The organism is Arthrobacter sp. zg-Y20 (genome assembly GCF_030142075.1).
Classification (GTDB): domain Bacteria; phylum Actinomycetota; class Actinomycetes; order Actinomycetales; family Micrococcaceae; genus Arthrobacter_B.
Genome location: NZ_CP126241.1, coordinates 2,125,931 through 2,152,725, shown reverse-complemented (window position 1 = coordinate 2,152,725; position 26,795 = coordinate 2,125,931). Strand labels below are relative to the sequence as shown.

The window sequence follows — 26,795 nt, the reverse complement described above, 5'->3', positions numbered from 1 at the left end:
GGGCGCGTGTATGGCGCCGGCTTCCCCGCCACCTGCGTCAACTGCAGCCTCACCGTCCGGGACCGCATCCCCGGCGGGCCCGCCGGATTGGGAAGGCCTGCGTTCACGCCTGCAGGGACAACTGTCCATGCCGGGTGACGAAGCGTTTACATCGGCGCGGCAGGTGGAAAATCCGCGGTTTGACGGTGCGGAGCCGCTGGCGGTGCTTTCGGCGGCGTCGGCAGACGATGTGGCCGAGGGCGTCATGTTCGCCAATGCCTCCGGGGTGCCGCTGGCCCTGCGGTCCGGAGGACACAGTTATGCCGGTCATTCAAGCGGTGATTCAGCCCTCGTCATCGATGTGCGGGCGCTGTCGGCCATCAGCGTCGCCGCGGACGGGTCCGCAACCATCGGTGCGGGTGCCCGGCTTATCCAGGTGTATGAGGCCCTGGGGCAGCAGGGCCGTGCGCTGGCCGCCGGGTCCTGCGCAACGGTGGGGATCACGGGACTGACTCTCGGCGGCGGCGTGGGGGTCCTGACGCGGGCCTTCGGGTTGACATCAGATGCCTTACGGTCCGTTGAAATGGTCTCGGCCGAGGGTATGCGGATGACGGCGAGCGCCGATGAGAACCCGGACATCCTCTGGGCCTGCCGCGGCGGGGGCGGGCAGGTTGGCGTCCTCACGTCCCTGACCTTCGACACTGTTCCGGCACCGACAATTACCACCGCCTTCCTTGAATGGTCCTTCGCTGACGCGGTTCCCGTAATCCTCGCGTGGCAGGCGTGGGCGCCCGACGCCGACCCGCGGCTGTGGTCCACGCTGAAACTCCTCAGCGGTGGCCGCCATGCCGGCCCGGCCATCCAGCTGACGGCAACATGGATTGGCCCGTCGTCCGAGCTGGATGCGAATATGGCGGGGCTGCATCAGGGATCCGGCGTCCTGCCGACGGTGAACTCAGTCCAACCGGACCGGACGTACCAGGATGTGATGTTCTCCTTCGCAGGGTGTGCCGGTGGTGTGTCAGCCGAGCAATGCACCACAGGTGCCGGCGGTCTGTTGCAGCGGGAAGCGTTCAGTGCGACCTCCCATGTCCCCACCGACCTGCTCGACCGGAACGGTGCCGCTGCGCTGGTGGAGAGGTGCATGCTTGGCCAGCAGCTGGCCGGGGCGAGGGAGGTCTCAGTGTCCCTCGACGCGCTCGGTGGAGCCGTGCGGGACCTGCACGAGGAGACAGGGTTTGCCCACCGGGATGCCTACGCCACGGTGCAATACACTGCCACGTTCGAGGACTCAGCGGACCCGGCCCCCTATGACGTGTTCGTCCGGGAATCCCGGGCCGCGATGGAGCCGTGGTGGGGCACCGGGGCCTATGTCAACTATCTCGATCCCTCGATTACTGACCCCGGCGCCGCGTATTTCGGCAGCAACGCGGCCCGCCTCGCCGATATCCGTTCGTCAGCAGATCCGAGCGCCCGCTTCGCGCTGCCCGGGTTCGCAGCAGTGTAGCCGGACCGCGGCTACCAGGCGTAGTCCTCCGGCGCGGTGCGGTGGCCCGGGAAGATCCCGTCCAACCGGTCAAGGGCGTGCTGATCCAAAGTGACGTCCAGGGCAACCAGTGCTTCATCGAGCTGTTCCTGGGTGCGCGGGCCCACCAGCGGTGCGGTGACGGCCGGCTGGTGCAGCAGCCAGGCCAGGGCCAGCACACCGGGTGCAGTTTCCAGCTCCGCCGCGAAGTCTTCGTACTGCTGGATTTGGTCCCGGTGTTTTTCCAGCAGGTCCCGCACCCTGCCCTCGGCCCGCCGCCCGCCGCCGTCGGCCTCCTTCCGCAGGATCCCGCCGAGCAGGCCGCCCTGCAGGGGGGACCAGGGGAGCAGGCCCAGCCCGTACTGCTGGGCGGCGGGGATTACTTCCAGCTCCACGGACCGGTTAATCAGGTTGTAGATGGACTGTTCGCTGACCAGCCCGGTGAAGTTCCGCCGTCGGGCGTTCTCCTGGGCGCGGGCGATGTGCCAGCCGGCGAAGTTGCTGCTGCCGTTGTAGATGATCTTTCCCTGCGCCACAGCCACTTCCATGGCCTGCCAGATCTCGTCCCAGGGCGTGTTCCGGTCAATGTGGTGGAACTGGTAGAGGTCTACGTAGTCCGTCTGCAGCCGCTTCAAACTGGCATCCAGGGCCCGGCGGATGTTCAGGGCCGAAAGGAATGTGTCATTGGGCCGCTCGCTCATGGACCCATAGAGCTTAGTGGCGATGACCGTGTCCTCGCGCCGGCCGCCGCCCTTGGCGAACCAGCGGCCAATGATCTCCTCCGTCCACCCCTTGCGCTCCCAGCCGTACACGTTGGCCGTGTCGAAGAAATTGATGCCGGTGTCGCGGGCGGAGTCCATGATGGCGTGCGCGTCCGCCTCTTCGGTTTTGGGACCGAAGTTCATGGTGCCCAGGCACAGGCGGGAAACGGACAGGCCGGACCGGCCAAGATGGGTGTATTCCATCCGGCCATTGTGTCCCCGGACACGCGGCGGAACCATACACGCCGGGGTGCTGATGTAGCCTGAAGGCCAAATAAGGACCGGCAGGGAGAAGCAAAGCACGTGGCTGAATCGTATTACCGCTCACTGGGCAACGGGGTCTATGAGGCCACCATCCACACGCAGGGCGCGTGGAACCCGCACGAGCAGCACATGGCACCTATCTCGGGCCTGCTGGCGCACTGCCTGGAGGAATTCCAGCCGCGCCCCGAGCTCCGGATGGCGCGCATCAGCTACGACATCCTGGGACTGATTCCGCGCACGACCTTCGAAGTGAAAACCACCGTCCTGCGGCCCGGACGCACCATTGAACTCCTGCAGGCCGAGATGGTTGCGGACGGGCGCACCGCAGTACGCGCCACCGCGTGGCGGCTGGCCCGGGGAACCACGCCGGAAGTGGCCGCCGTCGAAGACGAGACCATGCCCGGCCCCGCAGAGGCCGGCTCCCGCGAAAGCCTGACTGCCTGGCCCGGGGCGTTCATCGAATCCCTGGAAATGCGCGCCCTGCCCGGCATCCGGCCCGGCCGCGGACGGGGCTGGCTGCGCACCCCGCACGAAATGGTGGAAGGCACCCCGACGTCGGATCTGGTGAAGATGATCGGCATGGTTGACACCGCCAACGGCATTTCCACCCGCGTGCCGCCGGGCGGGGACAGCTACATGTTCCCGAACGTGGACCTGCAGCTGCACCTGCACCGTGAACCGCGCGGCGAATGGCTGGGCCTGGATACCCGGGTCACGTTCGGAGCGGACGGCATCGGACTGACCTCGGCGGTCCTGCATGACCTGCAGGGTCCGTTCGGCCGCAGCGAGCAGATCCTCACGGTCCGGCCCCTCGGCGGGGCCTAGGACGTGCAGCCCGCCCTGACGGTGGTCCGGCAGCAGCGGTCCCTCGGAGCTGCAGAGGACCTGGACTTTGCGCTGGCGATGCTCGACGCCGTCCGGCGCGGGGAGCTGGGCCCCACCCTGCGCATCTACCGCCCGGTTCCCACTGTGGCGCTGGGGCAGCGTGATGCCAAACTCCCCGGTTTCGCCGCCGCAGAGGCTGCCTCCCGCCGGCACGGATTCGCACCCCTGGTCCGCAAGGCCGGCGGCCGGGCTGCCGCCTACCACCGGGACTGCCTGATCCTGGACCATGTGGAGCCGGAGGCAGACGCCCTGTCCGGGTCCCGGAACCGCTTCGCCCGGTTCGCTGACCTCCTGGCCGGGGCGCTGGCCAAGACCGGGCTGACCGCCGGCGTCGGACCGATCCCGGGTGAGTATTGCCCGGGTGAGTTCAGCGTCTACGGCGAAGGAGCCCGGGGGGAGCGGATCAAGCTGGCCGGCACGGCCCAGCGCGTGGTTTCCGGGGCCTGGCTGTTTTCCACGGTGCTGGTGGTCGGCAGCGGTACGCCGCTGCGCCGGGTGCTGACCGACTGCTATGCCGAGCTGGGGCTCGGGTGGGATCCCCGGACCGCGGGCGCGGCCGCCGACCTGGTCCCGCAGCTGACCACGGACCGGGTGGAGGACGCCGTGCGGGCCGCGTACGCCGGTTACGCCGCCCTGGATGAGGGCGATTTCACTGCCCTCACGGACCTGGCCGGGCGACACTAGGGGCTCGGTGCTTCCTGCGTCCGGCGCCCCCGGCTAAGGTGGATGACTGTCAGCAGGCTTATCGGCACATACGTTACGAAGGAATTCCATTGGGTTCAGACACCGTTGAAAATACTGCCCTCCGGCTGCGCGCGGTCCTCGAAATCCTCGCCGCGGAGGAGCCCTCCGCCGCCGGGAAGATCAGCCGGGGCAAGGTTCTCGGCGCCGCCCTGGACCGGGTTCCGCTGACGGGCAGCGAGGCCGAAACCCTGGCCAGCGGCACCGCCCGCGGTGAACGGGCCCTGGTCAACGCCACCACCAAGCTGGTCAAGGCGGGCTGGATCCTCAAGGAAGCCCGCTCCGGCTGGAGCATCACCAACGCCGGCCGGCAGGCGCTGAAGGATTTCCCGGAGCCCGCCCACCTGGCCGCGGCCCTGAAAGGCAAGCCCGTTCCTGCTGCCGCCGCCCCCGACCAGACGTCGCCGGCGGAAGAAGTGGTGGAGGACGTGGTGGAGGAAGCGCTGCGCGACGCCGTTTCCGTCCCGGAAGTTCCGACCGAGCAGCACGGTGCGCATCCCGAATCCGTCCCCGAACCGTCCTTCCCGCAGCCGGAGTCCGTGATCCTGGCCGGCGGCTTCCAGTCCGCCCTGGGCATCAATGACTGGGATCCGGCCGGAACGGACCTGCGCTTCGCCTTTGACCGGCACGATGAACTGTGGAAGCTCACGGTGGAACTGCCCGAGGGAACGTATGAGTACAAGGTTGCCCTCAACGGTTCCTGGGACGAGAACTACGGACACGACGCACACCGCGACGGCGGCAACATCGAAATGCAGCACGCCGGCGGACCGTTGACGTTCCTGTACGACCACGCGACCCACTCGGTCATCACCAAGCCCGAGGTCAGCGCCTAAGACCCGGGACGGGGTGCGCCGGCCGGACCGGGTCCCTCAATCGGATCCACCAGGGTCCCTGCCGGCTCCCGGACCCACCAAACCCCCTCCGCGCGCAGTTCAGCCGGGGTGGAATAGCGGTACCGGTAAACCCGCGCACGGATCCAGCGCGGCGGCACTCCGTTGAACGGGTCCCGCCGCAGCAGGCGCAGGGTCCGGCGGTCACCGGCCAGCAGCTTCCGCAGCAGCTCCGGGAACCAGGCCCCGTAGGAGCCCAGTGCCAGGAACCACATCAGCCAGTCCAGCCGCAAATGGTAGGGCGCGAACTGGCGCGGCATCCGCCGCGGGTCCCCGGGTTTTCCCCGAAATGCATACTCACGCCAGCGGGCACCGGGCCCCGGCGGGTCATTGGTCCCCTCGATCACCACCTCGTTCCGGTGCCGGGTGATGCTGCCGAACGCGCCGTAGGCATTGGAGAGGTGCCAGCGGTTGTAGCTGGCGTTCATCAGCTGGTTGCGGCTGAACAGGTTCTTCAGCGGCGCCCAGGCCCAGTAGAGCATCGCGGCGGTTGCCGCCAGGACGACGACGGCGTAGGCCACCGGTACGGCGCCCGGGTCCTGGGCTGCGAACTGGATGCCCGGCAGCACCGCCTGCACAGCCGAGTCGCTGACCGCAGTGAACGCGAGCAGGACAGTCAGGACGTTCAGCCACGCGAAGTTGCCGGAGAGGATCAGCCACAGCTGGGTGATGATGATGACCGCGGCGGCAACCGAGGCCACCGGCTGCGGGAAAAACAGGAAGAACGGCACCACCAGCTGGGCGAAGTGGTTGCCCAGCACCTCCACCCGATGCAGCGGCCGGGGCAGGTGGTGGAAGAACCAGCTGGCCGGATTCGGCATGGGCTGGGTTTCGTGGTGGTAATACAGGGCCGTGAGGTCCCGCCACACCTTGTCTCCGCGCATCTTGATCAGGCCCGCACCGAACTCCAGCCGGAACACCAGCCAGCGGAAGAGCCAGAGCACCGTCACCGGGGGAGCGACGTCGTCGGAGCCCAGGAACGCGGCCAGGAACCCCGCTTCCAGCAGCAGCGATTCCCAGCCGAAGCCGTAAAAGGTCTGCCCGATGTTCACTATGGACAAGTACAGGCCCCAGATCAGCAGGAAGGCTGCCAGGGGCAGCCACCACGGCCCGGACTGCGGCACTCCGGCCACCAGCAGGGCCGAAACCGCCGCACCCGTCCAGGCCACTATGAGCAGGAACCGGTCCGAGTAGTGCCAGCGGAACAGCGTGGGGATGCCGCGGCCCGCCGTCCGCTGCAGGAACCGCGGCGCCGGCAGCAGCCCGTTTTCGCCCAGCAGTGCCGGGAACTGCGCAGCGGCATTCAGGAAACCGATCAGGAAGACGGCGGCGATACCGCGCTGCAGCACCTGGCGGGCGAACTCGTATCCTTCGGCGCTGAAGAGCTCCATGGCCATCCAGCCTAGCTGCCGCTGCCGGACGCAGCGGCACTACCCTCCCGCATTTTCCGGCTGCCCCCGATACTGGCGGTGCGCCGACGGGCAGATGGCCGTACGGAGACAGTGACCGGACAGAGAAACACCGAGCAGACAGGGGATCAGCCATGAGGATTGTGGTGACGAGTATTTTTGTGGACGCCCAGGACAAAGCACTGGATTTTTACACGCGCGTGCTGGGATTCGAGCCGCGGCAGGATCTGCCGGCGGGCGGGGCGCGCTGGCTGACGGTGGGCGTGCCGGGGGAGGAGGGCGGCGTGGAGTTGCTGCTGGAACCGGCCGGGCATCCCGCCGTCGCTCCGTTTACGCAGGCGCTGGTGGCGGACGGGATTCCGTTCACGTCCTTCGCCGTGGACAGCGTGCAGGATGAATATGAGCGCCTGCTGGACCTCGGCGTGGAGTTCACGCAGCCGCCGACGCAGATGGGACCAATGACGACGGCGGTGTTCTCCGACACGGTGGGCAACCTCATCCAGATCGCCGGCAGCAACGGCTGACCTTCCTCCGCCGCCGACTAGCATGCTGATAAGGCCCGCGCGGGTGTGCCAGGGGGAGGACCCATGCGGCTGTAGGGCTGTCGCGTTTTAGCTGGCCGCACCGGCTCCATCGGCGACGAATGGCTACCCATCGAGGTCCCGACGGCGAAAACCAGCGAAACCGATCAGTAGGAACACAGCGGTGACGGCGGAGATTCCTGCCAACCCGGCCCACCCGGCCTCGTCGACGGAAACGTTGGGAACGTGCCAGAACGGACTGATAGCAAGCACCCAGTCCCAGAGCCTGAACGTCGGGCCCAGCAACGTGAGCGCAAAGGAAATGAACACGCCCGCCCAAGACGCGATCACCAGCCGGGGGCGGGCGCCGACGACCGCTGCGGATACGGAGGTGGCCGTGCACACGGCCGGAACCGTCACCACGGCCTGCAGCAGAACCCTGCCGGCGTCGATGCCCAGTTCTCCGGAGGCCAGCACCGCGATGATGGCTCCGGCCAGGAGCAGGTAGATGGTTGGTGCGGCCAATGCGAGGATGACGTTCGCCGTGAAGTAACGGGAGCGCGGAACGGCGGCGGCCAGAACCGGCTCCAGCCTGCCCGCCAGCTCCTCGGTCCGCACCTTCTGCACGATCTGCACGCCCGGAATGGCGGCGAGAATACCGACCAGACTCAGGATCGTCGTCAGGAAGGCCGGCGCGAGAGCATCCGGCGTGGCGGCACCGGAGGCGAGAACCGAGGCGGCTGCGCTGTCACCGCTCAGGATGTCCTTCAAGGAGCGGGCAAAAAACCCGAAGACCACCCCGATAACCATGAATGCAACGGTCCATGTCAGGAGCGGGGCGCGGTTCAGCCGGACCGCCAGGCTCCACGGAGTCCCACCCCTGCCCCGGGCGGGGCCCGGTCCGGGGACGATGGCCCCCTGCCCGAAGTCGCGCCGGGACTGCAGCAGGAAGGCTATACCGAGCAGGACCAGAGTAACGGCCATTGCGGGGAGCAGCGGCCACCAGTGGTTGCCGCTGGCCGGCCGGGTTTCCGTCATCCAACTCAACGGATTTATCCAGGACGTCCAGTCCGGTGCCTCCACCGAATACAGGAAGCCGCGCAGCAGGAACAGCGCGCCGAAGGTACCCACAGCCAGCGAGTTGGCCGTCCGCGCATCGGATCCTAGCTGCGCCGTCACAGCGGCGACCGCAGCGAACATCCAACCGGTGGCAGTGAACGTTGCTCCCAGCAGCAGGGACGCATTCCAGCTGCCGCCGCACCAGGAAGTGACGACTCCGGCGACGCCTCCCAGAGCCACCGAGCCGATCAGGGCCAGGCTCACTCCCGCCAGCAGACGGCTGTTCCGGCCCAGTACACCGGATGCCAGAAGCTCCGCCTGTCCGGAGTCCTCCTGACCCCGGCTGGACCGGGTGACGGTGAAAATCGATCCGAGTGCGGCGAGGAATCCGCCCAGGGCGAGGCTGCGCCAAGCGTTGAAACCGTCGTCGGTGCTCAGATCATAGGCCGGCCCGAAGATCAGGCCCAGTGCCGGGTTGGAGCCAATGGCAAGGGCTAGCCCGAGGCGGTCCTGCTGGGTGGGAAAGACCCATGGGTAGACGAGCACGGAGGACGCAGAGAGCGCCGTCGCGATCAGGATCCACGGTACAAAGCTACGTCCGTCGAACCGGACAGTAGCGCGCAGCAGGGGTCCGGTACCCGTCAGGGCGTTACTCATGGGCGCGCCCGTGTGGAGGGGGTGTCATCGTCGTACAGCCGCAGGAAGAGGCTCTCCAGCGAGGGCGGTTCAACGGTCAGCGATGTGATGCCGAACGGGGTGAGTGCTGCCATTGCCTCACCCACCCGTGCGGACTCCACCACGGCCGTGAGTTTGCCGCCGTCCAGGTGCACGTCCCCGAATGCGGTCAGCTGGCCGGGCTGTGGGTCACGTTCCAGAGTGGCGCGGACGGCGGCGGTGGTATGCCCGCGAAGCTGGGCCAGCGTGCCTTCCTCCACGATCCGTCCGTCCCGGATAATGCTCACCCGGTCCGCGAGGGTTTCGACTTCGGCGAGGATATGGCTGCTGAGCAGCACCGTGGTGCCGCGTTGCTTTGCCTCACCGATCACTTCCTGGAAGACGTTCTCCATCAGCGGGTCCAGGCCGCTGGTTGGCTCGTCGAGGATTAGGAGCTCGACGTCGGAGGCCAGGGCGGCGACGATGGCTACCTTTTGCCGGTTCCCCTTGGAGTACTGCCGGCCCCGCTTCGCGGGATCCAGCTCAAACCGCTGGATCAGTTCCGCCCGCCGCCCCTCGTCCAGCCCGCCGCGGAGCGATCCCAGCAGGTCGATGGCTTCGCCGCCGGTCATGCCCGGCCATAACGCGACATCGCCCGGTACATAGGCAAGCCGCCGATGCAGCGGCACGGCCTCCCGCCACGGATCCTTACCCAGGACATGCAGGTCTCCGGCGTCGGCCTTCAACAGCCCCAAGAGCACACGGATAGTTGTTGACTTCCCGGCGCCGTTTGGCCCCAGAAAACCGTGCACCTGCCCACGCTCAACCTGGAGGTTCAGCCCGTTCAGAGCCTGGAATCTCCCGAAAGACTTTTCCAGCCCCTGAACACTGATGACTAACTCCGCGCTCATAGCCTCCCCGTTCTCTAGCCATCCCTACAGCTAGTGTGCTGGCAAATCCGCCATGCGTTCATGGGTGTCGGCCAAATCCTCGTCCATGCAGTCATCTCGAACATCCGGCTGAAGTGGTTCTAGAACCCGGAATGCCTTGATTCAGCTCCTACCGGTCGACCATGGCGGCGATAGAGGAAATGAGCACGCCGGGGTCGAGTCCTGGATCGAGGGCGATCCGGACCACGTAGCCTTGGGCCGCAGACAGGACAGCATGGGCAGCCGCAGTGGCGGCCTCCCCAACAACATCCTGCTCGGCAGGAGTGGTGTGAGCACGCACCCAATCCAGGAGGCTCGCTTCAGCCGCCGATTGAATGGCCCGCAGCTGGTCCTGCACCATGGAGGCCGTTTCCGGATCCCGTGCAGCCTCGGCCCACACCTGAAGCAGAAGCCTTGCGCGTTCGCGATCGATGGAGGCAAGGATGGTTCGCACCACATCGCCGGGGGTGGCTGCAGCGCCCAGACCGGCGGTCCGCTCCTCCAACAATTCTGCGGCAACGCTCCGCATCAGGTCGGCCTTGCTGTCGTAGTGGGAGTAGATCGAGCCAGCGGAAAGCCCCGACTCCTTGATGATCTCCGCCATCGACGTCTCACTGAATCCGTTGGCTATGAAACAACGCATGGCAGCGGCCGCGATCTGCTCGCGGCGGGCGGCGCGACGGGAATCCGTAAGACGAGGCATCCAAACAGAATACCCGTTCTGTTACGCTGGGACCCAAACAGTATGGTTGTTCTTTTTGACTCTGGAGATTCCCATGTCTACCCAGCTCCATTCCCCTCCCACCAAGTGGTCCAAGGCTGCCGGCCTCGGTGTCGCCGGCTCACTTATTGCCCTGCTCGTGGTCTTGGCATTCCTCTGGCCTTCGAAGGTCACGACGGCGCAGCACCTGCCCGTCAGCATCGCCGGCCCGGCCGCGGCAGTGACTGCTGTCCAGGACATCATCGGCGCACAGTCGCCCGAGACATTCGATTTTGTGGATGCAGCGGACCGCGATGAAGCTGTACTGCAGATCGAATCCCGCGAATCCTACGGCGCAATCATCCTGGGAGAGGGCACGACGGCGCCCGAGGTGCTGACTGCCCCTGCCGCCAGTGCCGCAGCCACCCAGTTGCTGAACGGTGCCGCTGCTCAATTGCAGGCCCAGCGGACCCAGCAGGCTCTTGCCACCGGGGGCGATCCCGCAGCAGCCACGGTCACCGTCACTCCGGTCGTGCCGCTCTCTGATTCCGACCCGTCCGGCAGTGGGCTGGCCGCTGCCTCATTCCCAATGACGATGGGCGGCATGATTGGCGGCGTCGTAATCTCGCTGTTGGTTGCCGGAGCCGCCCGAAGGCTGGCCGCCCTTGCCGGATTCGCCCTCGCAGCGGGTCTCGGCCTCACCCTTGTCCTGCAGCCGTGGTTCGAATACCTCCAGGGGCATTTTTGGATCAATGCCGCCGCGATGGGACTGTCGGTTCTCGCAACCGCTTCGTTCATCGTGGGCTGCAAATCGCTGCTTGGGGCCAAGGGTATCGGCGTCGGTGCGGTACTCACTATGTTCATCGGGAACCCGATCTCCTCTGCGGCGACACCGTGGCAATTCCTAGCGGAGCCTTGGGGCCAGATCGGGCAGTTCTTCGTTCCGGGAGCGTCGAACTGGCTCGTTCGATCCCTGAGCTATTTCCCCCATGCGAACCTCGCCCCGCAGTGGTGGATCCTCATCGGATGGACCGCCGTCGGCGTCGTCCTCACGCTCACCGCCCATGCCCGGGCATCCGCAGCGACGTCCGCGCCGCACGGCCAGCGTGATGACGAGACCCGTGAAGTAGTGTCTGCGTAGGCGGTACGCAGAGGGTTTGGTTGCCCATCGCCTCAGCCACCAGCACCCTAGTCGTATCTGCGGACACCAGAAACAACACAGCTATCTACAGTCGGGCCTTGAGAGAAAGCACGCTGTAGACGTACCACCTGAGGAACGACTTATTACATACGTAGAGTCGCGAAGTTTTAGGTGTAGGTCAGCGGAAGTCGCCGACCTGCCTCTCGACCGGAACGGTGCCCTCCACGACGACGTCGCCGGTGTGCGCGGTAGTGACGGTTTCAATCAGGACGATTTCGACCTCCTCGTCCGCGATCGGATTGTGCTGCACCCCGCGGGGAACGACGTAGAACTGGCCAGGCGTGAGTACGACCTCCTCAGCATCGGGCAGCTGGATGCGTAACCGACCGGAGACGACGAGGAACATTTCATCCTCCGCGTCATGGGCGTGCCAGACCAGCTCACCGAGCAGCTTCGCGACCTTCACGTACTGATCGTTCACGCGCCCAATGACCCGTGGGGTCCAATGAGAGTGGACCTGCCGGAGCTCAGCGGCGACATCGATTCCGTGGAGAGAAGTCATGGGGCCCATCATCGGCCCCAAGACGTGCGTACGACGAATCGACCCCACCGACGATAGAAGATCTCCGTCATCAAATCTGAACTTGCAAGCCCGGCCTGCCCCGCAAGGGATTCCTTGCGGGGCTCGGGATGAGGGGTTTTCACCCGTAGAGGCGGGCAGGGTCTCCCGAGAGGGAGGCCTTGACGAAACGACTCGGTTCATCGACGAGGACTTCGATTGCCCCGGCCTCGACCCCGGCGAGGCTTCCTTTGGCCACGTTTGCCGGATCGATCTTGGGGCCGTCGACGCCGGCCATCATGTCCGTATCAGCTCCTGCAAGGTGCACACCCTGCACGAGGATGTTCCGGCCGGTCAGTTCCACGCGCACCCCATTAGTCATGTTCCACTCCGCAGCTTTAGCCACAGAGTAGGACCCGGACCCCTCAGTGGTCGCAACCCAGGACAGGACGGACAGAATATTCACTATCGCCCCTGTCCCCTGAGCCTCGATCACGGGTGCGAATGCTCGAATAACCCGCAGAGTTCCAAACAAGTGCGTTTCCAGGTCCGCCCTTATCTCGCCCATGGGTGAGGTCAGAAGGTCAGCGCCCGTTGTGATGCCGGCATTGTTGATCAACAGATCCACGTCCGATGCGACGACAGCAGCTTCCTTAATCGACACCTCATCCAATAGATCAAGGCGCAGCGGTATGACTCGGGAATCACGGATGTCGATCGTCTCCACGTCACGGGCCGTGGCGTACACCTTCCGGGCTCCGCCTTTGAGGAGTTGATCCACGAAACTCTTTCCAATGCCACGGTTCGCTCCGGTCACGAGGGCTGTAGCTCCATTGATGTGCATAGCTCTTCCTTCTGCTCGTTGATGAGGGCTCGTTCGCCCGCTAGCGCTACGTTAGAAGTTCACGTCGACGTGAAGTGCAAATCGCCAACATCGAACTAGTGACTGGGAGCTTTTGAGGATGAGAATCGGAGAGCTGGCAAGACGGGCAGGAGTCAGCACACGGGCACTGCGCTACTACGAGGAACAGGGTCTTCTCACACCGGCCAGGACCACGGCCGGGCACCGGATCTACACTGAAGCCTCGCTAGCGCGGGTCCAGCTCATCCAACTGCTTTTCACAGCCGGCCTGAGCAGCCGCCTCCTCGTCCGGCTTCTGCCCGCGATCGACGCCAAATACCTTGAACCCGACCTGGTAGCCCGTTTGGAGGCCGAGCGCGCGCGTCTCGCCGCTGATATTTTCGAGCTCCAGGCAGCTCACCGCCGGCTTGGCGTCCTCCTCGACATCAGCGCCGACCCGGACGACAGGGAATGCGCTACAACCCTCGACTAGACCACGGACGAGCATCTGGCGTGCCGGAATCGCCACCGCAGTTGAGCCGCCGCAATCATGGAGGCGGAGCCCGCGGGGTTGATGCCCATTGCGTACGGCCCGCCCCTCGCCTTCCATCTGGACGTGCCCTGACTGGCTAGAGTGCTCGGCATGAATGAACTTGTTCAAGCACAGCTTTCTGCCATCACGGAGGTTCTACACGCAGCAAAAACATTGGGGATCGAGATCTGGTTGCGTGGAGGTTGGGCGATGGACTTTTACCTCGGCCAGGTGACTCGTGACCACGAAGACATAGATTGGTTCGTCTGGCAGAAGGACTTGCCCGGGATTTCCGGGCTGCTTATCTCCCGAGACTGGGTTGATCTCGCCAGGCACCCACTCGATCAGCAACGCGATCTTTTTCGCGACGAGGTTGAACTCGGCTTTGCGCCACTGGCTCGGACTGATTGCGGTGATGTGGTCGTGGGTGGCGGCCCATTCCTGGGTGAACCATGGCCTGAAAACATGATCGGCAATAGCGTCTTTGGAGAGCTAGCAGGTATCCGCTGCCCCATCATCAGCCCAGAGTCACAGATCGAAATCAAGCGCATGATGCCGGTATGGGTCCCTGGGTTCCGACGACGCGACAAGGACATCCTAGACATTGCGCGATTAGAGTCAGCGCTGCACGGACCGCAATAGGGGCAGGAACGTGCATCTCAGAACCGGAACAGTGAGTTGATGTCCTGTTTGGTGCCGTCCACGTACACATCGGTGCGTTCATCGAAGAAGCTGACCAGGTCCTTCAGTTGGGCCGAATCGGGCAGCACAGCCTCATAGGACCAGACCAGGTCGGTGCCTTCGGGCCGGTCAGTGACGGACCAGTAGGAAGCGGTGCCCTTGTAAGGGCAGACCGATTGCTTGAGGGACGGATGCAGGGCGTCCCAGTCGACGTCGCCGCGCGGAAAGTAGGTGCGGACCGGCAGCATGGTCTCGTACACGAAAACCGGTTCGCGGGTTTCGGCCAGGAGCTGCCCGCCCAAGTGCACCCGCACGTTCCGTGAGGACTGCCGGGCATCCACCCGGTGAAAGGGATCGCGCGGGTGGCCCTTGATCTCCTGGTCCTCTTCCAGCCAGCGGTCGAACGCGTCGAAGTCCAGCAGGACGTAGCCGGCAAGGTCCGGATCATCCGGACGGAAACCCGCGCCCGGCAGGTCATGGGATCCGGCACGCAGGTCCAGTCTCTGCCCCGGTGCCGTGTGCGCTGCGAAGGGGTAGCGCGGATCCATTAGCGCCTCCGGCGGCACATCAGCGAGCGGATCCCTGGCCGGGGGATCGGCGGCAACCAGCTCCGCGGCAATGTCCCGCGCCGGGACGGCGTACAGGGGCGTGACCCGCCGCGGCTCGTACGCCAGGACCGCACTGGTGGAATCCACGACGGTGTTGTCCCCGAGCTGTGCCCGGATGCGCCGCGGAGTGGGCTCGTACCGCAGCTCTGGCAGGAGTTTCCACATGGAGGGGCTGATTTGCAGTGCCATGTGCCCAGTGTCTTGCGGGAGGAAACCCGATTCAAGGGGCTGGGGATCGGGATGTTCCGGCGACGCCGGAAGGCCGGCCCCGAGGGACCGGCCTTCCCGCAGCGGGATCCCGCTAGTTGCTATGGCCAACGGTCCCTCGCCGAAGAACGCCCGCAGGGGTGGTTCTCCGCGTGCCGGTGCGGAGCACCGCCGGCGGCGGTGCGGAGAAGTGCGAGGTTGGGGGACAGCGCCGGGAGCAAGACGACAAAAGGCGGCGTGTGGGTTAGTTGTTTCGCCGCATCCGGGCCAATTCGGCCTCGATACGGCTATCCGATATGGCCGGACGGCGTGAGTAGGTGGGGATCCCCGCGACGACCGCGGCGATGAGAGTCCCCAGAATGGGCCAGATCGGCCAGAAGTAGCCACCCGGCGTCGTGAAGTACCAGATCGCGACCTGAAATACTGCGAGCAGCAGCCAGAGGCCGACCACTCCCTTGTAGACCGTCTTCGCGATGACGTGCCGCCGGGCAAGCTCGTACGATTCATTCGGTGTCGACATGGTGTTGCCTTCCGTTGTGATGGGATATTCGAGGTGGTTCATGCTGCGCCGGACGGTGGAGGACCATGTCGCCGGAGGAATCTCGGGATTGGATAGTTGACTATCTAATGTGTACGATAGTCCAACTATCCAATGGAGGCAAGATGCAGATATCCCAACTGGTCCAGCAGGCCGACGTACCGTTGGCGACGGTCAAGTACTACATTCGGGAGGGCCTGCTCCCTGCCGGGCGTGCAACCAGCGCAACCCGTGCCGACTACGATGAGAATCACCTGGAGCGGTTGCGGCTGATCCGCTCACTCACGGTCGTGGCCGGCTTGCCCCTGAACCGGGTGAAGAAGATTCTCGACGTGATCGATCACCCTGAAGGCAGTGTCTACGAGATGCTGGGGACGGCCATCGACGCCCTCGCGGGCTACCTGCCGGGCGAAGACGGCCCCGACCGCAGTTGCCCGCGCGCTGAAGCAGCCCTCGCTTCGCTGGGGAGTGCCTACAACGCCTCGGATGATCGGATGGCTGCCTTCGCGCAGCTCGAAAGCGCGCTCCGTGCTGTCGAGGAGGTCGGAATGCCGGCCGACACGGAGAGGTTGCGGCTTTACGGCGACCATCTCATGGCGATCGCGCGCGCTGAAATAGAAGCGATGCCGACAGCCGACCCGGATGCAGCTGTTCAGTACGCCGTCCTGGGTACCGCGCTGTATGAACCTGTTCTCGCAGCGATCCGCCGCCTCGCCCATCAAAACCTCGCCATAGGGGCTAAGTGAAGCGGGTGTGCCCGTACCGCCCGCGAAGAGTCCGCGGCCTCGACCCGGTGGTGCTAAAGGTGGCGGTGGACATAGGCCCAGCGACCGCCGAGATCCGTCCGCAGTGCCTCCATCAGCGGGTCGGCGAGATTCGACCAGGTGTGGTCAATGATGACTGCGAGGTGTGCCACGGCCATGCATGAGGAAATCTTCCAGTCTCCGAGCAGAGCAGTCCAGGAGCATCCCGTGCAGGTAAGGAGCGGTTCGGTCCCGCCCTGGTCCCAGTCACTTATCCGGGAGAAGACTGACATCAGCAGGCGTCCGGGTCCGCCTTGGTCCAGCCGTTGGCTGAGCCAGTTTCGGACTTCCTGCAGGCGATCTTCCGCGCCGGCCCCATCCACCGACAGATCCAGCAGCTGTTCCCAGTGATCTCCCATGCCCTGACCCTAATACGGGGTGACTTCCGATGCTGAGGAGGTCGTACTCACGCCTGGCCAGTTCTACGTCGTTCCCCGCGGGGTTCAGCACAATCCGATCGCGGACGAGGAGGTTGAGATTGTCCTGATCGAAACCGTCACTACCGCGCACACCGGCGGCGTCGTCGTGGAGGGCACCGTTCCGGTCGAGAGGCAGGTTGGCGGCTTCCGCTGATCTACACCTAAAACTTCGCGACTCAACCGAGGATCCACCCAGCAGTCGCCCACGCCGGAAGGCCGGCCCCGAGGGACCGGCCTTCCGCTAGCGGAATCCCGCTAGTTGCTGCCTCCGTGGGCTTCGAGTGCCACCGGCTGCCACTCTTCCCAGGACGCCAGCCGCGACTCATAGTCGGCCTTGGCGATGGCCAGCGGGCCCTCGCCGAAGAACGCCCGCAGGGGCGGGTTCTCGGCGTCGACGATCTTGAGGATCGGCCCGCGGGTGGCACGCGGATCACCGGGCGTGCCCCGGCGGCTGGGGCGGTTCGCTGCCTGCTCCCGGACGACGTCGTAGGCGGCAATGGGCTGCGCGTGCTTCGCGGAGCTGCCGCCCCAGTCGGTGGAGAACCCGCCGGGCTCGATCATGGTGACCTTGATGCCGAAGCCGGCAACCTCCTGCGCCAGCGCCTGGCTCAGTCCTTCCAGGGCCCACTTCGAGGCGTGGTAAATGCCCACGGACGGGAAGGCGGAAATGCCGCCGATGGAGGAGACCTGGATGATGTGGCCGCTGCCCTGCTCACGCAGGTACGGCAGGGCGGCCTGGGTCACCCAAAGCGCTCCGAACAGATTGGTCTCGATCTGATCGCGTGCTTCGGCCTCGGAAAGTTCCTCGACCATGCCGAACTGCCCGTACCCGGCGTTGTTGATGACGACGTCGAGCCGGCCGAAGTGCTCCTGTGCACGCTGGACGGCGGCGAAGACCGCGGCGCGGTCCGTGACGTCGAGCGAGAGCGGCAGCACCCGGTCACCGTAGGTGTCCACCAGTGCGGTGAGGCTGTCCGTGCTGCGGGCGGTGGCGGCAACGGAATCTCCGCGTTCCAGGGCCGCTTCCGCCCATTCGCGGCCGAAGCCGCGCGATGTTCCCGTGATGAACCAGACCTTGCTCATGCTGTGCTCCCTGCTAAGTGTCGTGGATATGGGTTCCAGCGGAAGGTGTCCCTGCCGCCGTGCAGTCATGGTGGAGGGAACCCGTTAGGCCGCCGAATAATTCCGGGGCATGCCCGGCGAGGCCGGACACGCGAAAAAGGGCATGCCCGGCCTTCCAGCCGGGGCATGCCCTTTCCTTGGTGCAGGGGTCTGCTGAGGGGCTTAGTGCCCCCGGGCGATCCACTCGTCCAGGTGCGGGCCTTCGGCGGCGATGGACGTTGCGTCCCCGTGCCCGGTCAGCACCTTGGTTTCGGCCGGCAGGGTCAGCAGGCGTTCCTTGATGGACTCGACGATGGTGGGGAAATCGCTGTAGGAGCGGCCGGTGGCACCGGGCCCTCCGTTGAAGAGCGTGTCCCCGCTGAACACCACCGGTTCGGGAACATCTTCACCGGCAGCCAGCGAGAAGCACACCGACCCGGGGGAGTGCCCCGGTGTGTGCAGGGCGCGCAGGGTGTGGCCTGCCACCTCGAAGGTGTCCCCGTCCTCAATCTCGTCGTCCGGTCCCTCGTCCGGGAACACTGCGTCCCAGAGCATCCGGTCTGCCGCGTGCAGGAACACGGGGGCGCTGAAACGGTCCCGGGCCTGCTCGACGGCGCGGATGTGGTCATCGTGGCCGTGCGTGAGCAGGATGGCCATGACTTCGCGGTCCCCGACGGCCTCGGCAACGGCGTCGATGTTGTGCGCGGGGTCGATCACGATCACTTCGGCGTCGTCCCCGATAATCCAGACGTTGTTATCCACGTCCCAGGTGCCGCCGTCCAGCGAGAAGGTCCCCGAGGTGACGACGTTGTCGATGCGGAACGTCACAGTTCCACCACCGAGCGCAGGACCTTGCCGTCGTGCATCTTGGTGAAGGCTTCTTCGATGTCGCCCAGGCCGATGCGCTCGGTGACGAACGCATCCAGGTCCAGCCGGCCGAGCTTGTACTGCTCCACCAGCATGGGGAAGTCCCGGGACGGCAGGCAGTCGCCGTACCAGGAGGACTTCAGGGACCCGCCGTGGCCGAAGACGTCAGCCAGCGGCAGTTCGATCTTCATATCCGGGTTCGGTACGCCCACCAGCACTACCCGGCCGGCGAGGTCGCGGGAGTAGAAGGCCTGCCGATAGGTTTCCGGGCGGCCCACGGCGTCAATCACGACGTCGGCACCGAAGCCGCCGGTGAGGGCGCGGATAGCCTCGACCGGGTCCTGCTCCTTGGAGTTGATCCCGTGGGTGGCACCCTGGGCCTTGGCCAGCTCGATCTTGGCGGAGTCGATGTCCACCGCGATGATGGTGGTGGCGCCGGCCAGCTTGGCGCCGGCAACAGCGGCAATGCCCACGCCGCCGCAGCCGATCACGGCGACGGATTCGCCGCGCTGCACGGCGCCGGTGTTAATGGCTGCACCGATGCCGGCCATCACGCCGCAGCCGAGCAGGCCCACTGCGGCGGGATCGACGTCGTCGTCCACCTTGGTGCACTGGCCGGCAGCCACGAGCGTCTTTTCGGCGAATGCGCCGATGCCCAGGGCCGGCGTCAGTTCGGTGCCGTCCTCAAGGGTCATCTTCTGGGTGGCGTTGGCGGTGTTGAAGCAGTACTGCGGCTCGCCCTTGCGGCAGGCACGGCATTCGCCGCACACCGCGCGCCAGTTCAGCACCACGCGGTCGCCGGGAGCCACTTCGGTGACGCCGGGGCCGACGGCGGAGACCACGCCGGTGGCTTCGTGGCCGAGCAGGAACGGATAGTCATCATTGATGGCGCCCTGCTTGTAATGCAGGTCGGTGTGGCAGACGCCGCACGTGAGGATGTCCACCAGGGCCTCTCCGGGCCCCGGATCCGGAACCAGGATGGTTTCCAGCGAAACGGGTGCGTTCTTTTCCTTGACGACTACGGCCTGAACCTTATGGACCATGGGGTGCTGCCTCCTGCGATGTTCGGGCGGGGCGCCGATGTCCGGCGTCCCGCCTTCCATCCTATGAAGCGTTTCGGCCGGGAGCGAAGCCGGGAATTACCCTTCCGCTTCCGGCGCAACCGTGCCTGGGCCTGCCGCCGGCGCCGATCCCGCCCTACGATGGGAGGCGGAAAAGGTCCGCAGCGAGCGCGGCATCGCGCCGGCGGAACCGCCTACCCCCCCCAAGGACGGCCCATGAACGCCTCAGCGTCCGGCAGCAGCGTACCCGCGTCCCCCGAAGGTCCGAAGAAGCGTTCCGGGACGGGGCGCCGGACCGGCCGGCTCATCTTCCTGCTGCCGGTGCTGCTGGTGCTGGCCTGGCTGGCGGTGGGCGGGATTGGCGGCCCGTACTTCGGCAAAATCAGCGAAGTGGCGGACAACAACCAGACCTCGTATCTGCCCGCCAGCTCGGCATCCACGCAGGTGGCCGCGCTGCAGGAGAAGTTCACGGACAGCGATGCCATTCCCGCCGTCGTCGTTTATGTGAACAATGACGGGCTGACCGAAGCGGACCGGACCTTCGTCACCGGACGGGCCTCCGCACTTTCGGGGGTCAGCGGCGTGGCGGGACAGGTATCCCCGCCGCAGTTCTCCACTGACGGCAAGGCGGCGGAAATCTTTGTGCCGGTGCAGGACAATGATGCCGCCGCGACCACGGTGGAGGATCTGGGCGGCGTTGCCGGCGACGGCATCCCCTCGGGCCTGGACAGCTACGTCACCGGCCCGGCCGGACAGCTGGCGGACATCACTGAAGCCTTCGGCGGCATCGACACCTCACTGGTCCTGGTGGCGGCACTGGCCGTGCTGGTGATCCTGGTGGTGGTCTACCGGTCACCGCTGCTGCCGTTCCTGGTGCTCCTGACGTCCATCCTCGCCCTGTCGGCGGCCATCCTGGTGGTCTTTTACCTGGCCAAGGCCGGAGCGCTGACACTGAACGGCCAGGTGCAGGGGATCCTGTTCATCCTGGGCATCGGCGCAGCAACCGATTATTCGCTGCTCTATGTTTCCCGGTACCGGGAATCCCTGCGGGACCACGAGGGGCGCTGGGATGCCACCAAGGCAGCCCTCAAGGGAACGATCGAGCCGGTGCTTGCCTCCGCCGCCACCGTGGTGGCCGGGCTGCTGTGCCTGTTGCTCAGCGACCTCAATTCCAACAAGGCGCTGGGTCCGGTGGCAGCCATTGGCATCGGATTCTCTTTCCTGGCCGCGATGACGCTGCTGCCGGCGCTGTTGATGCTGACCGGCCGGGCGGCGTTCTGGCCGCGCCGGCCCGCCTTCGGCTCCCCGCATCCGGACCGGGACGGCAACGCAGGCAAGGGGTTCTGGCCCCGGGTGGCAAGGAGTATCAAGGCGCACCCGCGCCGGCTGTGGGTGGTTCCCGCCGTCGTGCTGCTGGTGGCGTGCGCGGGCCTGCTGCAGCTGCGCGCCTCCGGAGTGCCGCAAAGCGACTTTGTGCTGGGGGAGACTTCCGCCAAGGAGGGGCAGCAGGTTTTGGGGGAGCATTTCCCCTCCGGTTCCGGCAGTCCGGCGCTGATTGTGGCCCCGGAAAGTGAACTGGACACCGTTGCCCGGGCGGTTCTGTCCACTCCCGGTGTTGACGCGCTGGTGGTGGATGCAACCGGCACACCGGAGGGAACGCTGCCGGTGACGGCCGACGGCGTGCAGGCCTCAACGGTGCCCGGAACCTCGGGTGCGCCGAAGGTGGTGGAGGGAAAAGTGCTGCTGGAGGCCACGCTCAAGGAGGCAGCCGAATCGGACGCCGCCGAACAGACGGTCAGCGCCATGCGCGGGAATGTGGCCGGGATCGGGGACGTGCTGATCGGCGGGGTAACGGCTACGACCATCGACACCAATGCTGCAGCCGCCCATGACCGGGACCTCATCATCCCGGTAGTGCTGGTGGTGATCCTGTTCCTGCTGATGCTGCTGCTGCGGGCTCTGCTGGCCCCGTTCCTGCTGATCCTGACGGTGCTGCTGTCCTTCGGGGCCACCATGGGCGTTTCCGCCCTGGTCTTCAACCATGTGTTCCGCTTCCCGGGCGCGGATCCGGCCGTCCCGCTGTTCGGCTTTATTTTCCTGGTGGCCCTGGGTGTGGACTACAACATCTTCCTGATGACCCGGGTGCGTGAGGAAAGCATTGGGCACGGCACGCGGGAGGGAGTGGTCCGCGGGCTCATGATCACCGGCAGCGTCATTACCAGTGCGGGCATTGTGCTGGCGGCAACGTTCGCCGCCCTGGGCGTTATCCCGGTGCTCTTCCTGGCGCAGCTGGCCTTCATTGTCGCCTTTGGCGTGCTGCTGGACACCTTGGTAGTGCGCTCGCTGCTGGTCCCGGCGCTGTCCTACGACATCGGAGACCGGATCTGGTGGCCCTCGCGGCTGGCCCGGAGATCCGGGCCAGCCGCGGAGGCGCGGCGCTAGAGTCCGAGCCGGGACTTGACCTCGGAAGCGGAGGGGTTGGTGGCGGAGGAGCCGTCCGGGAAGATCACGGTGGGAACCGTCTGGTTGCCGCCGTTCAGCGCCTCAACCAGGTCCGCGGTGCCTTCCACGTCTTCAATGTTGACCTCGGTGTAGCCGATGCCCTCGCGGTCCAGCTGCGACTTCAGCCGGCGGCAGTAGCCGCACCAGCTGGTGGAGAACATGGTGATGGTCCCGGTTTCCGGGGTGAAGGCTTCGGCTGTGGCGGCCACGGCGGTGCTCCTTTTGTCGATCGATTTAACTGGTTGCCTGTCTTTAACAGTAGTCAGGGGCGTCAACACTATTCCGGCCGGCGGCATTCCCGCTGGCACACTGGAAGCATGTGCGGACGATACGTGATGGCCCGGGCCGCTGCGGACCTGGTGGCCGAAGCAGAAGCAGAGGCGGATGCCAACCTTGAGCTGCGCGCCTCCTGGAACGTGGCGCCGACGTCGGACGTCCCGGTAGTGCTCGAACGCCTGGTGGACGGGCGGCGGGCCCGGCAGGTGCACGTGGCCCGGTGGGGCCTGGTGCCGGGCTGGGCGAAGGATGCCTCGGTGGGGGTGCGGGCGTTCAACGCGCGCAGCGAAACGGTGCTGGAGAAGCCGACGTTCCGTGACGCCGTCGCCGCCCGGCGCTGCGCCGTTCCCGTGGACGGCTACTACGAGTGGATGGCCGGTCCCGGCAAGGTCCGGCAGCCGTTTTACGTTTCCCGGACCGACGGCCGGCCCATTTATTTCGCCGGGCTCTATGAATGGTGGCGGGATCCGGCGAAGGACCCGGGGGACCCGGACAGGTGGCTGCTCTCGACCTCCATCCTGACCGTCGCCTCACCGCCGGCGGACAGTGCCGAACCGGTGCTGCGGGAACTCGCGGGCCTGCATGACCGGCTGCCGCTGCCCCTGTCTCCGGAGGCAATGACCGCCTGGCTCGACTCTGCAGCGCTCGCCGGGACGGACACCGCCGCGCTGCTGGCTGCGGCAACCGGGCAGGCGTATGCGGCGGCGTCGGACTGGCACCTGCGCAAGGCACACCACGGGGTGGGGAATGTCCGCAACGACGGCGCGTACCTACTGCAGCCGGACCCGGCCGCGGCACGCGAGGACGTACTCTTCTAGCCCCGCGGCCCGTTCGCTGCGGACGCCTCCAAGGCAGCCTCGACCGCCGCCTCCGGGTCCGGGTCCGGTCCGGCGGGATCGAGGGTTTCCCGGTCCAGGACCGCAGGATTCTGGGTCACCAAGGTGACCCGGCCGTCGTCGTCCACGGATAGCCCGGGGTTGTGGCAGGCCTCCCAGCGCACGCCGTCGGGGTCGGTGAAGTAACCGGAATACCCGCCCCAGCTCATCTGCGTACCCGGGGCGGTGATTGTCCCGCCGGCAGCTGCGGCCTGGTGCAGCACCGCGTCCACTTCCGCGGGAGAGTCCAGGTTATGGCCCAGGGTGAAGGGCGCCTCACGGATGTCACCCATTGGCCCGGCTTCGGCCGCGAGGTGGTCGGCACGGAAGAAGGAGAGCACCAGGCCGTGGTTGACCTGGAAAAACAGCACCTCTTCCGGAACATACTGCAGCGGAGTCCAGCCCAGCCGGGACACATAGAACGCGTAAGTCACTTCGAGGTCCCGTACGCCTACGGTCACCACGGATACATGGGGGTTCACGTCTTGATCCTCCCATCCAGAGGTCAAGAATGCCGATTATGGCGCGAATCAGTGCCGGGCCCGCCGCGCAGCGGCAATTGCACACCGGTTGTCCCGGTGCTGGATATTCTTTAAGCATGGAAGCAGCTGAGCAGAAATCCGTTTCGGGACAGCTTGACGATGTCCGGGCAGCAATCGACGAGATCGACGAGGAAATCGTTGCGCTGATCTGGCGCCGGGAGCGGCTGGTACGCCTCGCCGGGGGACTGAAGGACAGCGACGCCGCCGTCCGCTCACCCAAGCGCATGGAAGAAGTAATTGCCCACGTCCGGCACGCCGCCGAGGAGCAGGACAGCGACTGCAACGTGGTGGAACGGACCTACAAGGCAATGATCGAAGCCTTCATCGACTACGAACTCAAGGTCCGGCACCAAACGGAAACCCAGCGCAAGCTGGACGCCTTCAGCAACAGCTAGGTGCCGCCGTCCGCGGCACACATCCGGTAGGTTGGGCCGCATGACCTCGACCGTGGCAAACGCGTGAGCCGGCCAACTCCGGCACCCGGTGACAACCGCTGGCGTCCCGTGGCCGCCGCGCTGGCTGACCCGCGCCGCCTGCGCTTGTATGCGCGCGCCGTCCTCGCAGCCGACGACGGCGCCCCGCTGGACCTCGCGGACCTCGCTGCGGACGAAGCCAAGTCGCTGGCGGTGCTGCAGCAGGCAGGCCTGCTGCAGGTGGACGGAAACCGGACCAAACCCGCACCGTCAGTGTTCCGGGACCTGCTGGCAGCCGGTGTGCGGCCGCCGGAGTCCTCGGCCCGCCGGTTCCTGGTCCGGGGCCGGATCGAGGCCTTCCCGCGCAAACGGGCAGACCGGCTCGAGCTGCTGCAGTTGATTGCCGGCGAAGTCTTCGAACACGCGGTGCCGCCGGAGCCGGGGCTCCAGCCGGTCCTTACCGAGAAGGACCTGACACACCGCCTGGCCGCCTACACCTCCGACCCCGCCGCTATCCGCCGCTACCTCATCGACGAGGGCATTGTTGCCCGGGATCCGGCCGGTACCCAGTACTGGCTCACCCGGCCCCGCCCGGCAGAAGGAATGGAATTTGCCTGACTCTCCCGCCCGCACCTGGACAGGTGCAGTCGCCGGGACAGCGGTACAGGGGGCATAGGAGGCCGCCGCCGACCGTTGACTTGGCGGGCAGGGCGGGCGTCGAATGGGAAGTGCACCTGGACTGCCATCACTCGGCGGAAACTTCCAAGGAGATGCGCATGGCAGAGCAATTCACCGCCCGTGGCACAAGAGCAGCCCGTCCCGCCGCCGGGATGACCGGCGCCATGGGTGCCCCCGTCAGTACCGTGTCGCTGGCGGCCCACTCCGGTGCGACGCTGGCCCGCCCGGAAACGGACCCGGGCGGCGCAACGGCCGCAGGCGCGGGCGCCCCGGACCCGCACTCCGGCCGGCAGCCGTCCCCTGAACATTCCGGGCGCCGCATTGCCGTCATTTTCACGGGCCTGATGCTCGCGGTGCTGCTCGCTGCCCTGGACCAGACCATCGTTTCCACGGCACTGCCCACCATTGTGGGTGACCTGCACGGGCTGGACCACCTGTCCTGGGTGATCACCGCTTACCTGCTGACCTCCACCATCGGGCTGCCCATCTACGGCAAGCTCGGTGACCTGCTGGGACGCAAGAACATTTTCATTTTCGCCATTGTGGTTTTCCTGGCGGGCTCAGCGCTGTCCGGGCAGTCGCACAGCATGGCCGAACTGATCACCTACCGGGCCATCCAGGGTGTGGGCGGCGGCGGGCTGATCATCGGTGCGCAGGCCATCATCGGCGACATTGTGCCCGCCCGCGAGCGCGGCAAGTACATGGGCCTGATTGGGGCTGCCTTCGGCATCGCATCGGTCAGCGGACCGCTGCTGGGCGGATACCTGACGGACTCCTGGTCCTGGCGGTGGGTGTTCTACATCAACCTGCCCATCGGGGTCATTGCGCTCGCCGTCATCATCGGCGCGCTGCACCTGCCGCGGAACAGCGCCAAGGGTATTGCCCTGGACTACGCCGGCGCGGGACTGCTGGCCATCGGCAGCGCCGCTCTGGTGCTGTTGACCAGCTGGGGCGGCAACAACTACGCGTGGACTTCTCCGACCATCCTGACACTGGGCGCGGTTTTCCTGGCTGCCGTCGCGGTGTTCATCCCTGTGGAACTGCGGGCGAAGGAGCCGATGCTGCCACTGCGGCTCTTCTCCATCCGCAACTTCCTGATCTGCACGCTGGTGGGGCTGGCCGTGGGGCTGGCGATGTTCGGGTCCATCGCGTATCTGCCCACCTTCCTCCAGATTGTCAACGGCGCGTCCCCGACCATGTCCGGGCTGATGATGCTGCCCATGACGGCGGGCCTGCTGATCACCTCCGTCGGCACCGGACAGCTGATTTCCCGCACCGGCAAGTACAAGATCTACCCGATCCTCGGATCGGCTGTCATGGTTCTCGGACTGCTGCTGCTCTCCCGGATTTCCAGTACGACGCCGTACGGGTTCACTGCCTTGGGCATGTTCGTGCTGGGGCTGGGCATCGGAGCGCTGATGCAGAACACAGTGCTGATTGTGCAGAACAGCGTCCCGCCCACGGACATGGGCACCGGGGTGTCCACGGCCAACTATTTCCGGCAGCTGGGCGCGTCACTGGGTATTGCGGTGTTTGGGTCGCTGTTTATCCAGCGGCTCAATGACCAGCTGGCCTCGGCGCCTCGCGGAGCCGGGGATCCGGCGTCCGGCGGAGCGAACTCGATCAGCCCGGAAACCATCAAAGCCCTTCCTGCCGCCGCCCAGGACTTCATCAAGTCCGCCTTCGGTGAAGCGCTGCCGCCCATCTTCCTGCTGGGAGTGCCCTTCCTGGCCGCGGCATTCATCTTGACGTTCTTCATTGTGCAGCAGCCGCTGTCCAAAACCGCCCGTGTGGAAGCGGACGTGGAATAAGAAGCCAACCAGGAGTTGCC

The 26,795-nt window shown here is 66.1% G+C and carries 30 protein-coding genes; 15 read left to right on the top strand and 15 right to left on the bottom strand.

Features of this window, described 5'->3' with window-relative positions; all coding sequences use genetic code 11:
* Positions 1–127 precede the first annotated feature (127 nt).
* On the top strand, positions 128–1,486 hold the full coding sequence (locus tag QNO06_RS10300; protein WP_227911557.1) for an FAD-binding oxidoreductase: 1,359 nt from the start codon (positions 128–130) through the stop codon (positions 1,484–1,486).
* 11 nt (positions 1,487–1,497) lie between these two features.
* Here QNO06_RS10300 and QNO06_RS10295 read toward each other — a convergent pair whose 3' ends face one another.
* A complete protein-coding gene (locus QNO06_RS10295; RefSeq protein ID WP_227911556.1) occupies positions 1,498–2,469 on the bottom strand; it encodes an aldo/keto reductase in 972 nt (323 codons plus the stop codon).
* Between the two features lie 99 nt (positions 2,470–2,568).
* Between QNO06_RS10295 and QNO06_RS10290 the strand changes: the two genes are divergently transcribed.
* The 3 genes from QNO06_RS10290 (at position 2,569) to QNO06_RS10280 (ending at position 4,991) form a co-directional block, all read left to right on the top strand.
* Entirely contained in the window at positions 2,569–3,354 is a 786-nt protein-coding gene (locus tag QNO06_RS10290) for a thioesterase family protein (protein WP_227911555.1), read from the top strand.
* A gap of 3 nt (positions 3,355–3,357) precedes the next feature.
* Positions 3,358–4,098: a lipoate--protein ligase family protein gene (locus QNO06_RS10285; RefSeq protein WP_227911554.1), complete on the top strand. Its 741-nt coding sequence runs from the start codon at positions 3,358–3,360 to the stop codon at positions 4,096–4,098.
* Positions 4,099–4,187: 89 nt separating this feature from the next.
* Entirely contained in the window at positions 4,188–4,991 is an 804-nt protein-coding gene (locus tag QNO06_RS10280) for a pullulanase X25 domain-containing protein (RefSeq protein ID WP_227911553.1), read from the top strand.
* Here the strand turns inward: QNO06_RS10280 and QNO06_RS10275 are convergent.
* Entirely contained in the window at positions 4,988–6,439 is a 1,452-nt protein-coding gene (locus QNO06_RS10275) for a lipase maturation factor family protein (RefSeq protein WP_227911552.1), read from the bottom strand. The two genes, QNO06_RS10280 and QNO06_RS10275, sit on opposite strands and share 4 nt — an antisense overlap.
* A gap of 152 nt (positions 6,440–6,591) precedes the next feature.
* Here QNO06_RS10275 and QNO06_RS10270 point away from each other — a divergent pair, with 152 nt between their 5' ends.
* On the top strand, positions 6,592–6,981 hold the full coding sequence (locus tag QNO06_RS10270) for a VOC family protein (protein WP_227911551.1): 390 nt from the start codon (positions 6,592–6,594) through the stop codon (positions 6,979–6,981).
* A 123-nt stretch (positions 6,982–7,104) separates the two neighbouring features.
* On the opposite strand, the gene QNO06_RS10265 is transcribed toward QNO06_RS10270, so the two are convergent.
* The 3 genes from QNO06_RS10265 to QNO06_RS10255 all read right to left on the bottom strand — a co-directional run bounded on the left by QNO06_RS10265 (position 7,105) and on the right by QNO06_RS10255 (position 10,323).
* A complete protein-coding gene (locus tag QNO06_RS10265; RefSeq protein ID WP_227911550.1) occupies positions 7,105–8,694 on the bottom strand; it encodes an ABC transporter permease in 1,590 nt (529 codons plus the stop codon).
* Positions 8,691–9,602 (bottom strand): ABC transporter ATP-binding protein, encoded by a 912-nt coding sequence (locus QNO06_RS10260; RefSeq protein ID WP_227911549.1) that lies wholly within the window; start codon positions 9,600–9,602, stop codon positions 8,691–8,693. Before QNO06_RS10260 ends, QNO06_RS10265 begins: the two co-directional genes overlap by 4 nt.
* Before the next feature lie 148 nt (positions 9,603–9,750).
* On the bottom strand, positions 9,751–10,323 hold the full coding sequence (locus QNO06_RS10255; protein WP_227911548.1) for a TetR/AcrR family transcriptional regulator: 573 nt from the start codon (positions 10,321–10,323) through the stop codon (positions 9,751–9,753).
* A gap of 73 nt (positions 10,324–10,396) precedes the next feature.
* Here QNO06_RS10255 and QNO06_RS10250 point away from each other — a divergent pair, with 73 nt between their 5' ends.
* Positions 10,397–11,461 carry a hypothetical protein gene (locus QNO06_RS10250; protein ID WP_227911547.1) on the top strand — a complete coding sequence of 355 codons (1,065 nt, stop codon included), beginning with the start codon at positions 10,397–10,399 and terminating at the stop codon, positions 11,459–11,461.
* Positions 11,462–11,639: 178 nt separating this feature from the next.
* Here the strand turns inward: QNO06_RS10250 and QNO06_RS10245 are convergent, their stop codons facing one another.
* Entirely contained in the window at positions 11,640–12,023 is a 384-nt protein-coding gene (locus QNO06_RS10245) for a cupin domain-containing protein (protein WP_227911546.1), read from the bottom strand.
* A gap of 139 nt (positions 12,024–12,162) precedes the next feature.
* Positions 12,163–12,864 carry an SDR family oxidoreductase gene (locus QNO06_RS10240; RefSeq protein WP_227911545.1) on the bottom strand — a complete coding sequence of 234 codons (702 nt, stop codon included), beginning with the start codon at positions 12,862–12,864 and terminating at the stop codon, positions 12,163–12,165.
* A 118-nt stretch (positions 12,865–12,982) separates the two neighbouring features.
* Between QNO06_RS10240 and QNO06_RS16980 the strand changes: the two genes are divergently transcribed.
* Positions 12,983–13,354, top strand: coding sequence for a MerR family transcriptional regulator (locus tag QNO06_RS16980; protein ID WP_331461467.1), 372 nt, complete (start codon positions 12,983–12,985; stop codon positions 13,352–13,354).
* A gap of 150 nt (positions 13,355–13,504) precedes the next feature.
* Complete coding sequence (locus QNO06_RS10225; protein ID WP_269437334.1) at positions 13,505–14,035, top strand: nucleotidyltransferase domain-containing protein; 531 nt, start codon at positions 13,505–13,507, stop codon at positions 14,033–14,035.
* 17 nt (positions 14,036–14,052) lie between these two features.
* On the opposite strand, the gene QNO06_RS10220 is transcribed toward QNO06_RS10225, so the two are convergent.
* Positions 14,053–14,871 (bottom strand): DUF427 domain-containing protein, encoded by an 819-nt coding sequence (locus tag QNO06_RS10220; RefSeq protein ID WP_227911544.1) that lies wholly within the window; start codon positions 14,869–14,871, stop codon positions 14,053–14,055.
* Positions 14,872–15,133: 262 nt separating this feature from the next.
* On the bottom strand, positions 15,134–15,451 hold the full coding sequence (locus QNO06_RS10215) for a hypothetical protein (RefSeq protein ID WP_227911543.1): 318 nt from the start codon (positions 15,449–15,451) through the stop codon (positions 15,134–15,136).
* Positions 15,452–15,552: 101 nt separating this feature from the next.
* Between QNO06_RS10215 and QNO06_RS10210 the strand changes: the two genes are divergently transcribed.
* Positions 15,553–16,173 carry a MerR family transcriptional regulator gene (locus tag QNO06_RS10210; protein WP_227911542.1) on the top strand — a complete coding sequence of 207 codons (621 nt, stop codon included), beginning with the start codon at positions 15,553–15,555 and terminating at the stop codon, positions 16,171–16,173.
* A gap of 53 nt (positions 16,174–16,226) precedes the next feature.
* Here QNO06_RS10210 and QNO06_RS10205 read toward each other — a convergent pair whose 3' ends face one another.
* A complete protein-coding gene (locus QNO06_RS10205) occupies positions 16,227–16,589 on the bottom strand; it encodes a hypothetical protein (RefSeq protein WP_227911541.1) in 363 nt (120 codons plus the stop codon).
* Positions 16,590–16,608: 19 nt separating this feature from the next.
* Between QNO06_RS10205 and QNO06_RS10200 the strand changes: the two genes are divergently transcribed.
* Positions 16,609–16,803: a cupin domain-containing protein gene (locus QNO06_RS10200; RefSeq protein WP_227911540.1), complete on the top strand. Its 195-nt coding sequence runs from the start codon at positions 16,609–16,611 to the stop codon at positions 16,801–16,803.
* 101 nt (positions 16,804–16,904) lie between these two features.
* On the opposite strand, the gene QNO06_RS10195 is transcribed toward QNO06_RS10200, so the two are convergent.
* The 3 genes from QNO06_RS10195 to QNO06_RS10185 form a co-directional block, all read right to left on the bottom strand.
* Positions 16,905–17,732 (bottom strand): SDR family oxidoreductase, encoded by an 828-nt coding sequence (locus QNO06_RS10195; protein WP_227911539.1) that lies wholly within the window; start codon positions 17,730–17,732, stop codon positions 16,905–16,907.
* A 201-nt stretch (positions 17,733–17,933) separates the two neighbouring features.
* Entirely contained in the window at positions 17,934–18,578 is a 645-nt protein-coding gene (locus tag QNO06_RS10190; RefSeq protein ID WP_227911538.1) for an MBL fold metallo-hydrolase, read from the bottom strand.
* Positions 18,575–19,660: an S-(hydroxymethyl)mycothiol dehydrogenase gene (locus QNO06_RS10185; RefSeq protein WP_227911537.1), complete on the bottom strand. Its 1,086-nt coding sequence runs from the start codon at positions 19,658–19,660 to the stop codon at positions 18,575–18,577. The genes QNO06_RS10190 and QNO06_RS10185 overlap by 4 nt, the downstream gene beginning before the upstream one ends.
* Positions 19,661–19,894: 234 nt before the next feature.
* On the opposite strand from QNO06_RS10185, the gene QNO06_RS10180 reads away from it, so the two are divergent.
* Entirely contained in the window at positions 19,895–22,120 is a 2,226-nt protein-coding gene (locus tag QNO06_RS10180; protein WP_227911536.1) for an MMPL family transporter, read from the top strand.
* Here the strand turns inward: QNO06_RS10180 and QNO06_RS10175 are convergent.
* Complete coding sequence (locus tag QNO06_RS10175) at positions 22,117–22,341, bottom strand: mycoredoxin (RefSeq protein ID WP_227911595.1); 225 nt, start codon at positions 22,339–22,341, stop codon at positions 22,117–22,119. The genes QNO06_RS10180 and QNO06_RS10175 overlap by 4 nt on opposite strands.
* 156 nt (positions 22,342–22,497) lie before the next feature.
* Between QNO06_RS10175 and QNO06_RS10170 the strand changes: the two genes are divergently transcribed.
* Positions 22,498–23,274 carry an SOS response-associated peptidase gene (locus QNO06_RS10170; protein WP_227911535.1) on the top strand — a complete coding sequence of 259 codons (777 nt, stop codon included), beginning with the start codon at positions 22,498–22,500 and terminating at the stop codon, positions 23,272–23,274.
* Here QNO06_RS10170 and QNO06_RS10165 read toward each other — a convergent pair.
* Complete coding sequence (locus tag QNO06_RS10165) at positions 23,271–23,813, bottom strand: VOC family protein (RefSeq protein ID WP_227911534.1); 543 nt, start codon at positions 23,811–23,813, stop codon at positions 23,271–23,273. The genes QNO06_RS10170 and QNO06_RS10165 overlap by 4 nt on opposite strands.
* Positions 23,814–23,929: 116 nt before the next feature.
* On the opposite strand from QNO06_RS10165, the gene QNO06_RS10160 reads away from it, so the two are divergent.
* The 3 genes from QNO06_RS10160 to QNO06_RS10150 all read left to right on the top strand — a co-directional run bounded on the left by QNO06_RS10160 (position 23,930) and on the right by QNO06_RS10150 (position 26,775).
* Positions 23,930–24,268: a chorismate mutase gene (locus QNO06_RS10160; RefSeq protein WP_227911533.1), complete on the top strand. Its 339-nt coding sequence runs from the start codon at positions 23,930–23,932 to the stop codon at positions 24,266–24,268.
* Positions 24,269–24,331: 63 nt separating this feature from the next.
* Positions 24,332–24,904: a DUF2087 domain-containing protein gene (locus tag QNO06_RS10155; RefSeq protein WP_227911532.1), complete on the top strand. Its 573-nt coding sequence runs from the start codon at positions 24,332–24,334 to the stop codon at positions 24,902–24,904.
* Positions 24,905–25,062: 158 nt separating this feature from the next.
* Positions 25,063–26,775, top strand: a complete 1,713-nt coding sequence (locus tag QNO06_RS10150) for an MDR family MFS transporter (RefSeq protein ID WP_227911531.1) — start codon at positions 25,063–25,065, stop codon at positions 26,773–26,775.
* The last annotated feature ends 20 nt before the right edge of the window (positions 26,776–26,795 follow it).

Coding starts and splice junctions, on each gene's coding strand:
- QNO06_RS10260 (WP_227911549.1), bottom strand. CDS start 9,602: ATGAGCGCGGAGTTAGTCATCAGTGTTCAGGGGCTGGAAAAGTCTTTC.
- QNO06_RS10300 (WP_227911557.1), top strand. CDS start 128: ATGCCGGGTGACGAAGCGTTTACATCGGCGCGGCAGGTGGAAAATCCG.
- QNO06_RS10250 (WP_227911547.1), top strand. CDS start 10,397: ATGTCTACCCAGCTCCATTCCCCTCCCACCAAGTGGTCCAAGGCTGCC.
- QNO06_RS10255 (WP_227911548.1), bottom strand. CDS start 10,323: ATGCCTCGTCTTACGGATTCCCGTCGCGCCGCCCGCCGCGAGCAGATC.
- QNO06_RS10205 (WP_227911541.1), bottom strand. CDS start 16,589: ATGGGAGATCACTGGGAACAGCTGCTGGATCTGTCGGTGGATGGGGCC.
- QNO06_RS10160 (WP_227911533.1), top strand. CDS start 23,930: ATGGAAGCAGCTGAGCAGAAATCCGTTTCGGGACAGCTTGACGATGTC.
- QNO06_RS10170 (WP_227911535.1), top strand. CDS start 22,498: ATGTGCGGACGATACGTGATGGCCCGGGCCGCTGCGGACCTGGTGGCC.
- QNO06_RS10195 (WP_227911539.1), bottom strand. CDS start 17,732: ATGAGCAAGGTCTGGTTCATCACGGGAACATCGCGCGGCTTCGGCCGC.
- QNO06_RS10215 (WP_227911543.1), bottom strand. CDS start 15,451: ATGAACCACCTCGAATATCCCATCACAACGGAAGGCAACACCATGTCG.
- QNO06_RS10180 (WP_227911536.1), top strand. CDS start 19,895: ATGAACGCCTCAGCGTCCGGCAGCAGCGTACCCGCGTCCCCCGAAGGT.
- QNO06_RS10210 (WP_227911542.1), top strand. CDS start 15,553: ATGCAGATATCCCAACTGGTCCAGCAGGCCGACGTACCGTTGGCGACG.
- QNO06_RS10275 (WP_227911552.1), bottom strand. CDS start 6,439: ATGGAGCTCTTCAGCGCCGAAGGATACGAGTTCGCCCGCCAGGTGCTG.
- QNO06_RS10220 (WP_227911544.1), bottom strand. CDS start 14,871: ATGGCACTGCAAATCAGCCCCTCCATGTGGAAACTCCTGCCAGAGCTG.
- QNO06_RS10225 (WP_269437334.1), top strand. CDS start 13,505: ATGAATGAACTTGTTCAAGCACAGCTTTCTGCCATCACGGAGGTTCTA.
- QNO06_RS10245 (WP_227911546.1), bottom strand. CDS start 12,023: ATGACTTCTCTCCACGGAATCGATGTCGCCGCTGAGCTCCGGCAGGTC.
- QNO06_RS16980 (WP_331461467.1), top strand. CDS start 12,983: ATGAGAATCGGAGAGCTGGCAAGACGGGCAGGAGTCAGCACACGGGCA.
- QNO06_RS10175 (WP_227911595.1), bottom strand. CDS start 22,341: ATGTTCTCCACCAGCTGGTGCGGCTACTGCCGCCGGCTGAAGTCGCAG.
- QNO06_RS10150 (WP_227911531.1), top strand. CDS start 25,063: ATGGCAGAGCAATTCACCGCCCGTGGCACAAGAGCAGCCCGTCCCGCC.
- QNO06_RS10185 (WP_227911537.1), bottom strand. CDS start 19,660: ATGGTCCATAAGGTTCAGGCCGTAGTCGTCAAGGAAAAGAACGCACCC.
- QNO06_RS10240 (WP_227911545.1), bottom strand. CDS start 12,864: ATGCACATCAATGGAGCTACAGCCCTCGTGACCGGAGCGAACCGTGGC.
- QNO06_RS10265 (WP_227911550.1), bottom strand. CDS start 8,694: ATGAGTAACGCCCTGACGGGTACCGGACCCCTGCTGCGCGCTACTGTC.
- QNO06_RS10270 (WP_227911551.1), top strand. CDS start 6,592: ATGAGGATTGTGGTGACGAGTATTTTTGTGGACGCCCAGGACAAAGCA.
- QNO06_RS10295 (WP_227911556.1), bottom strand. CDS start 2,469: ATGGAATACACCCATCTTGGCCGGTCCGGCCTGTCCGTTTCCCGCCTG.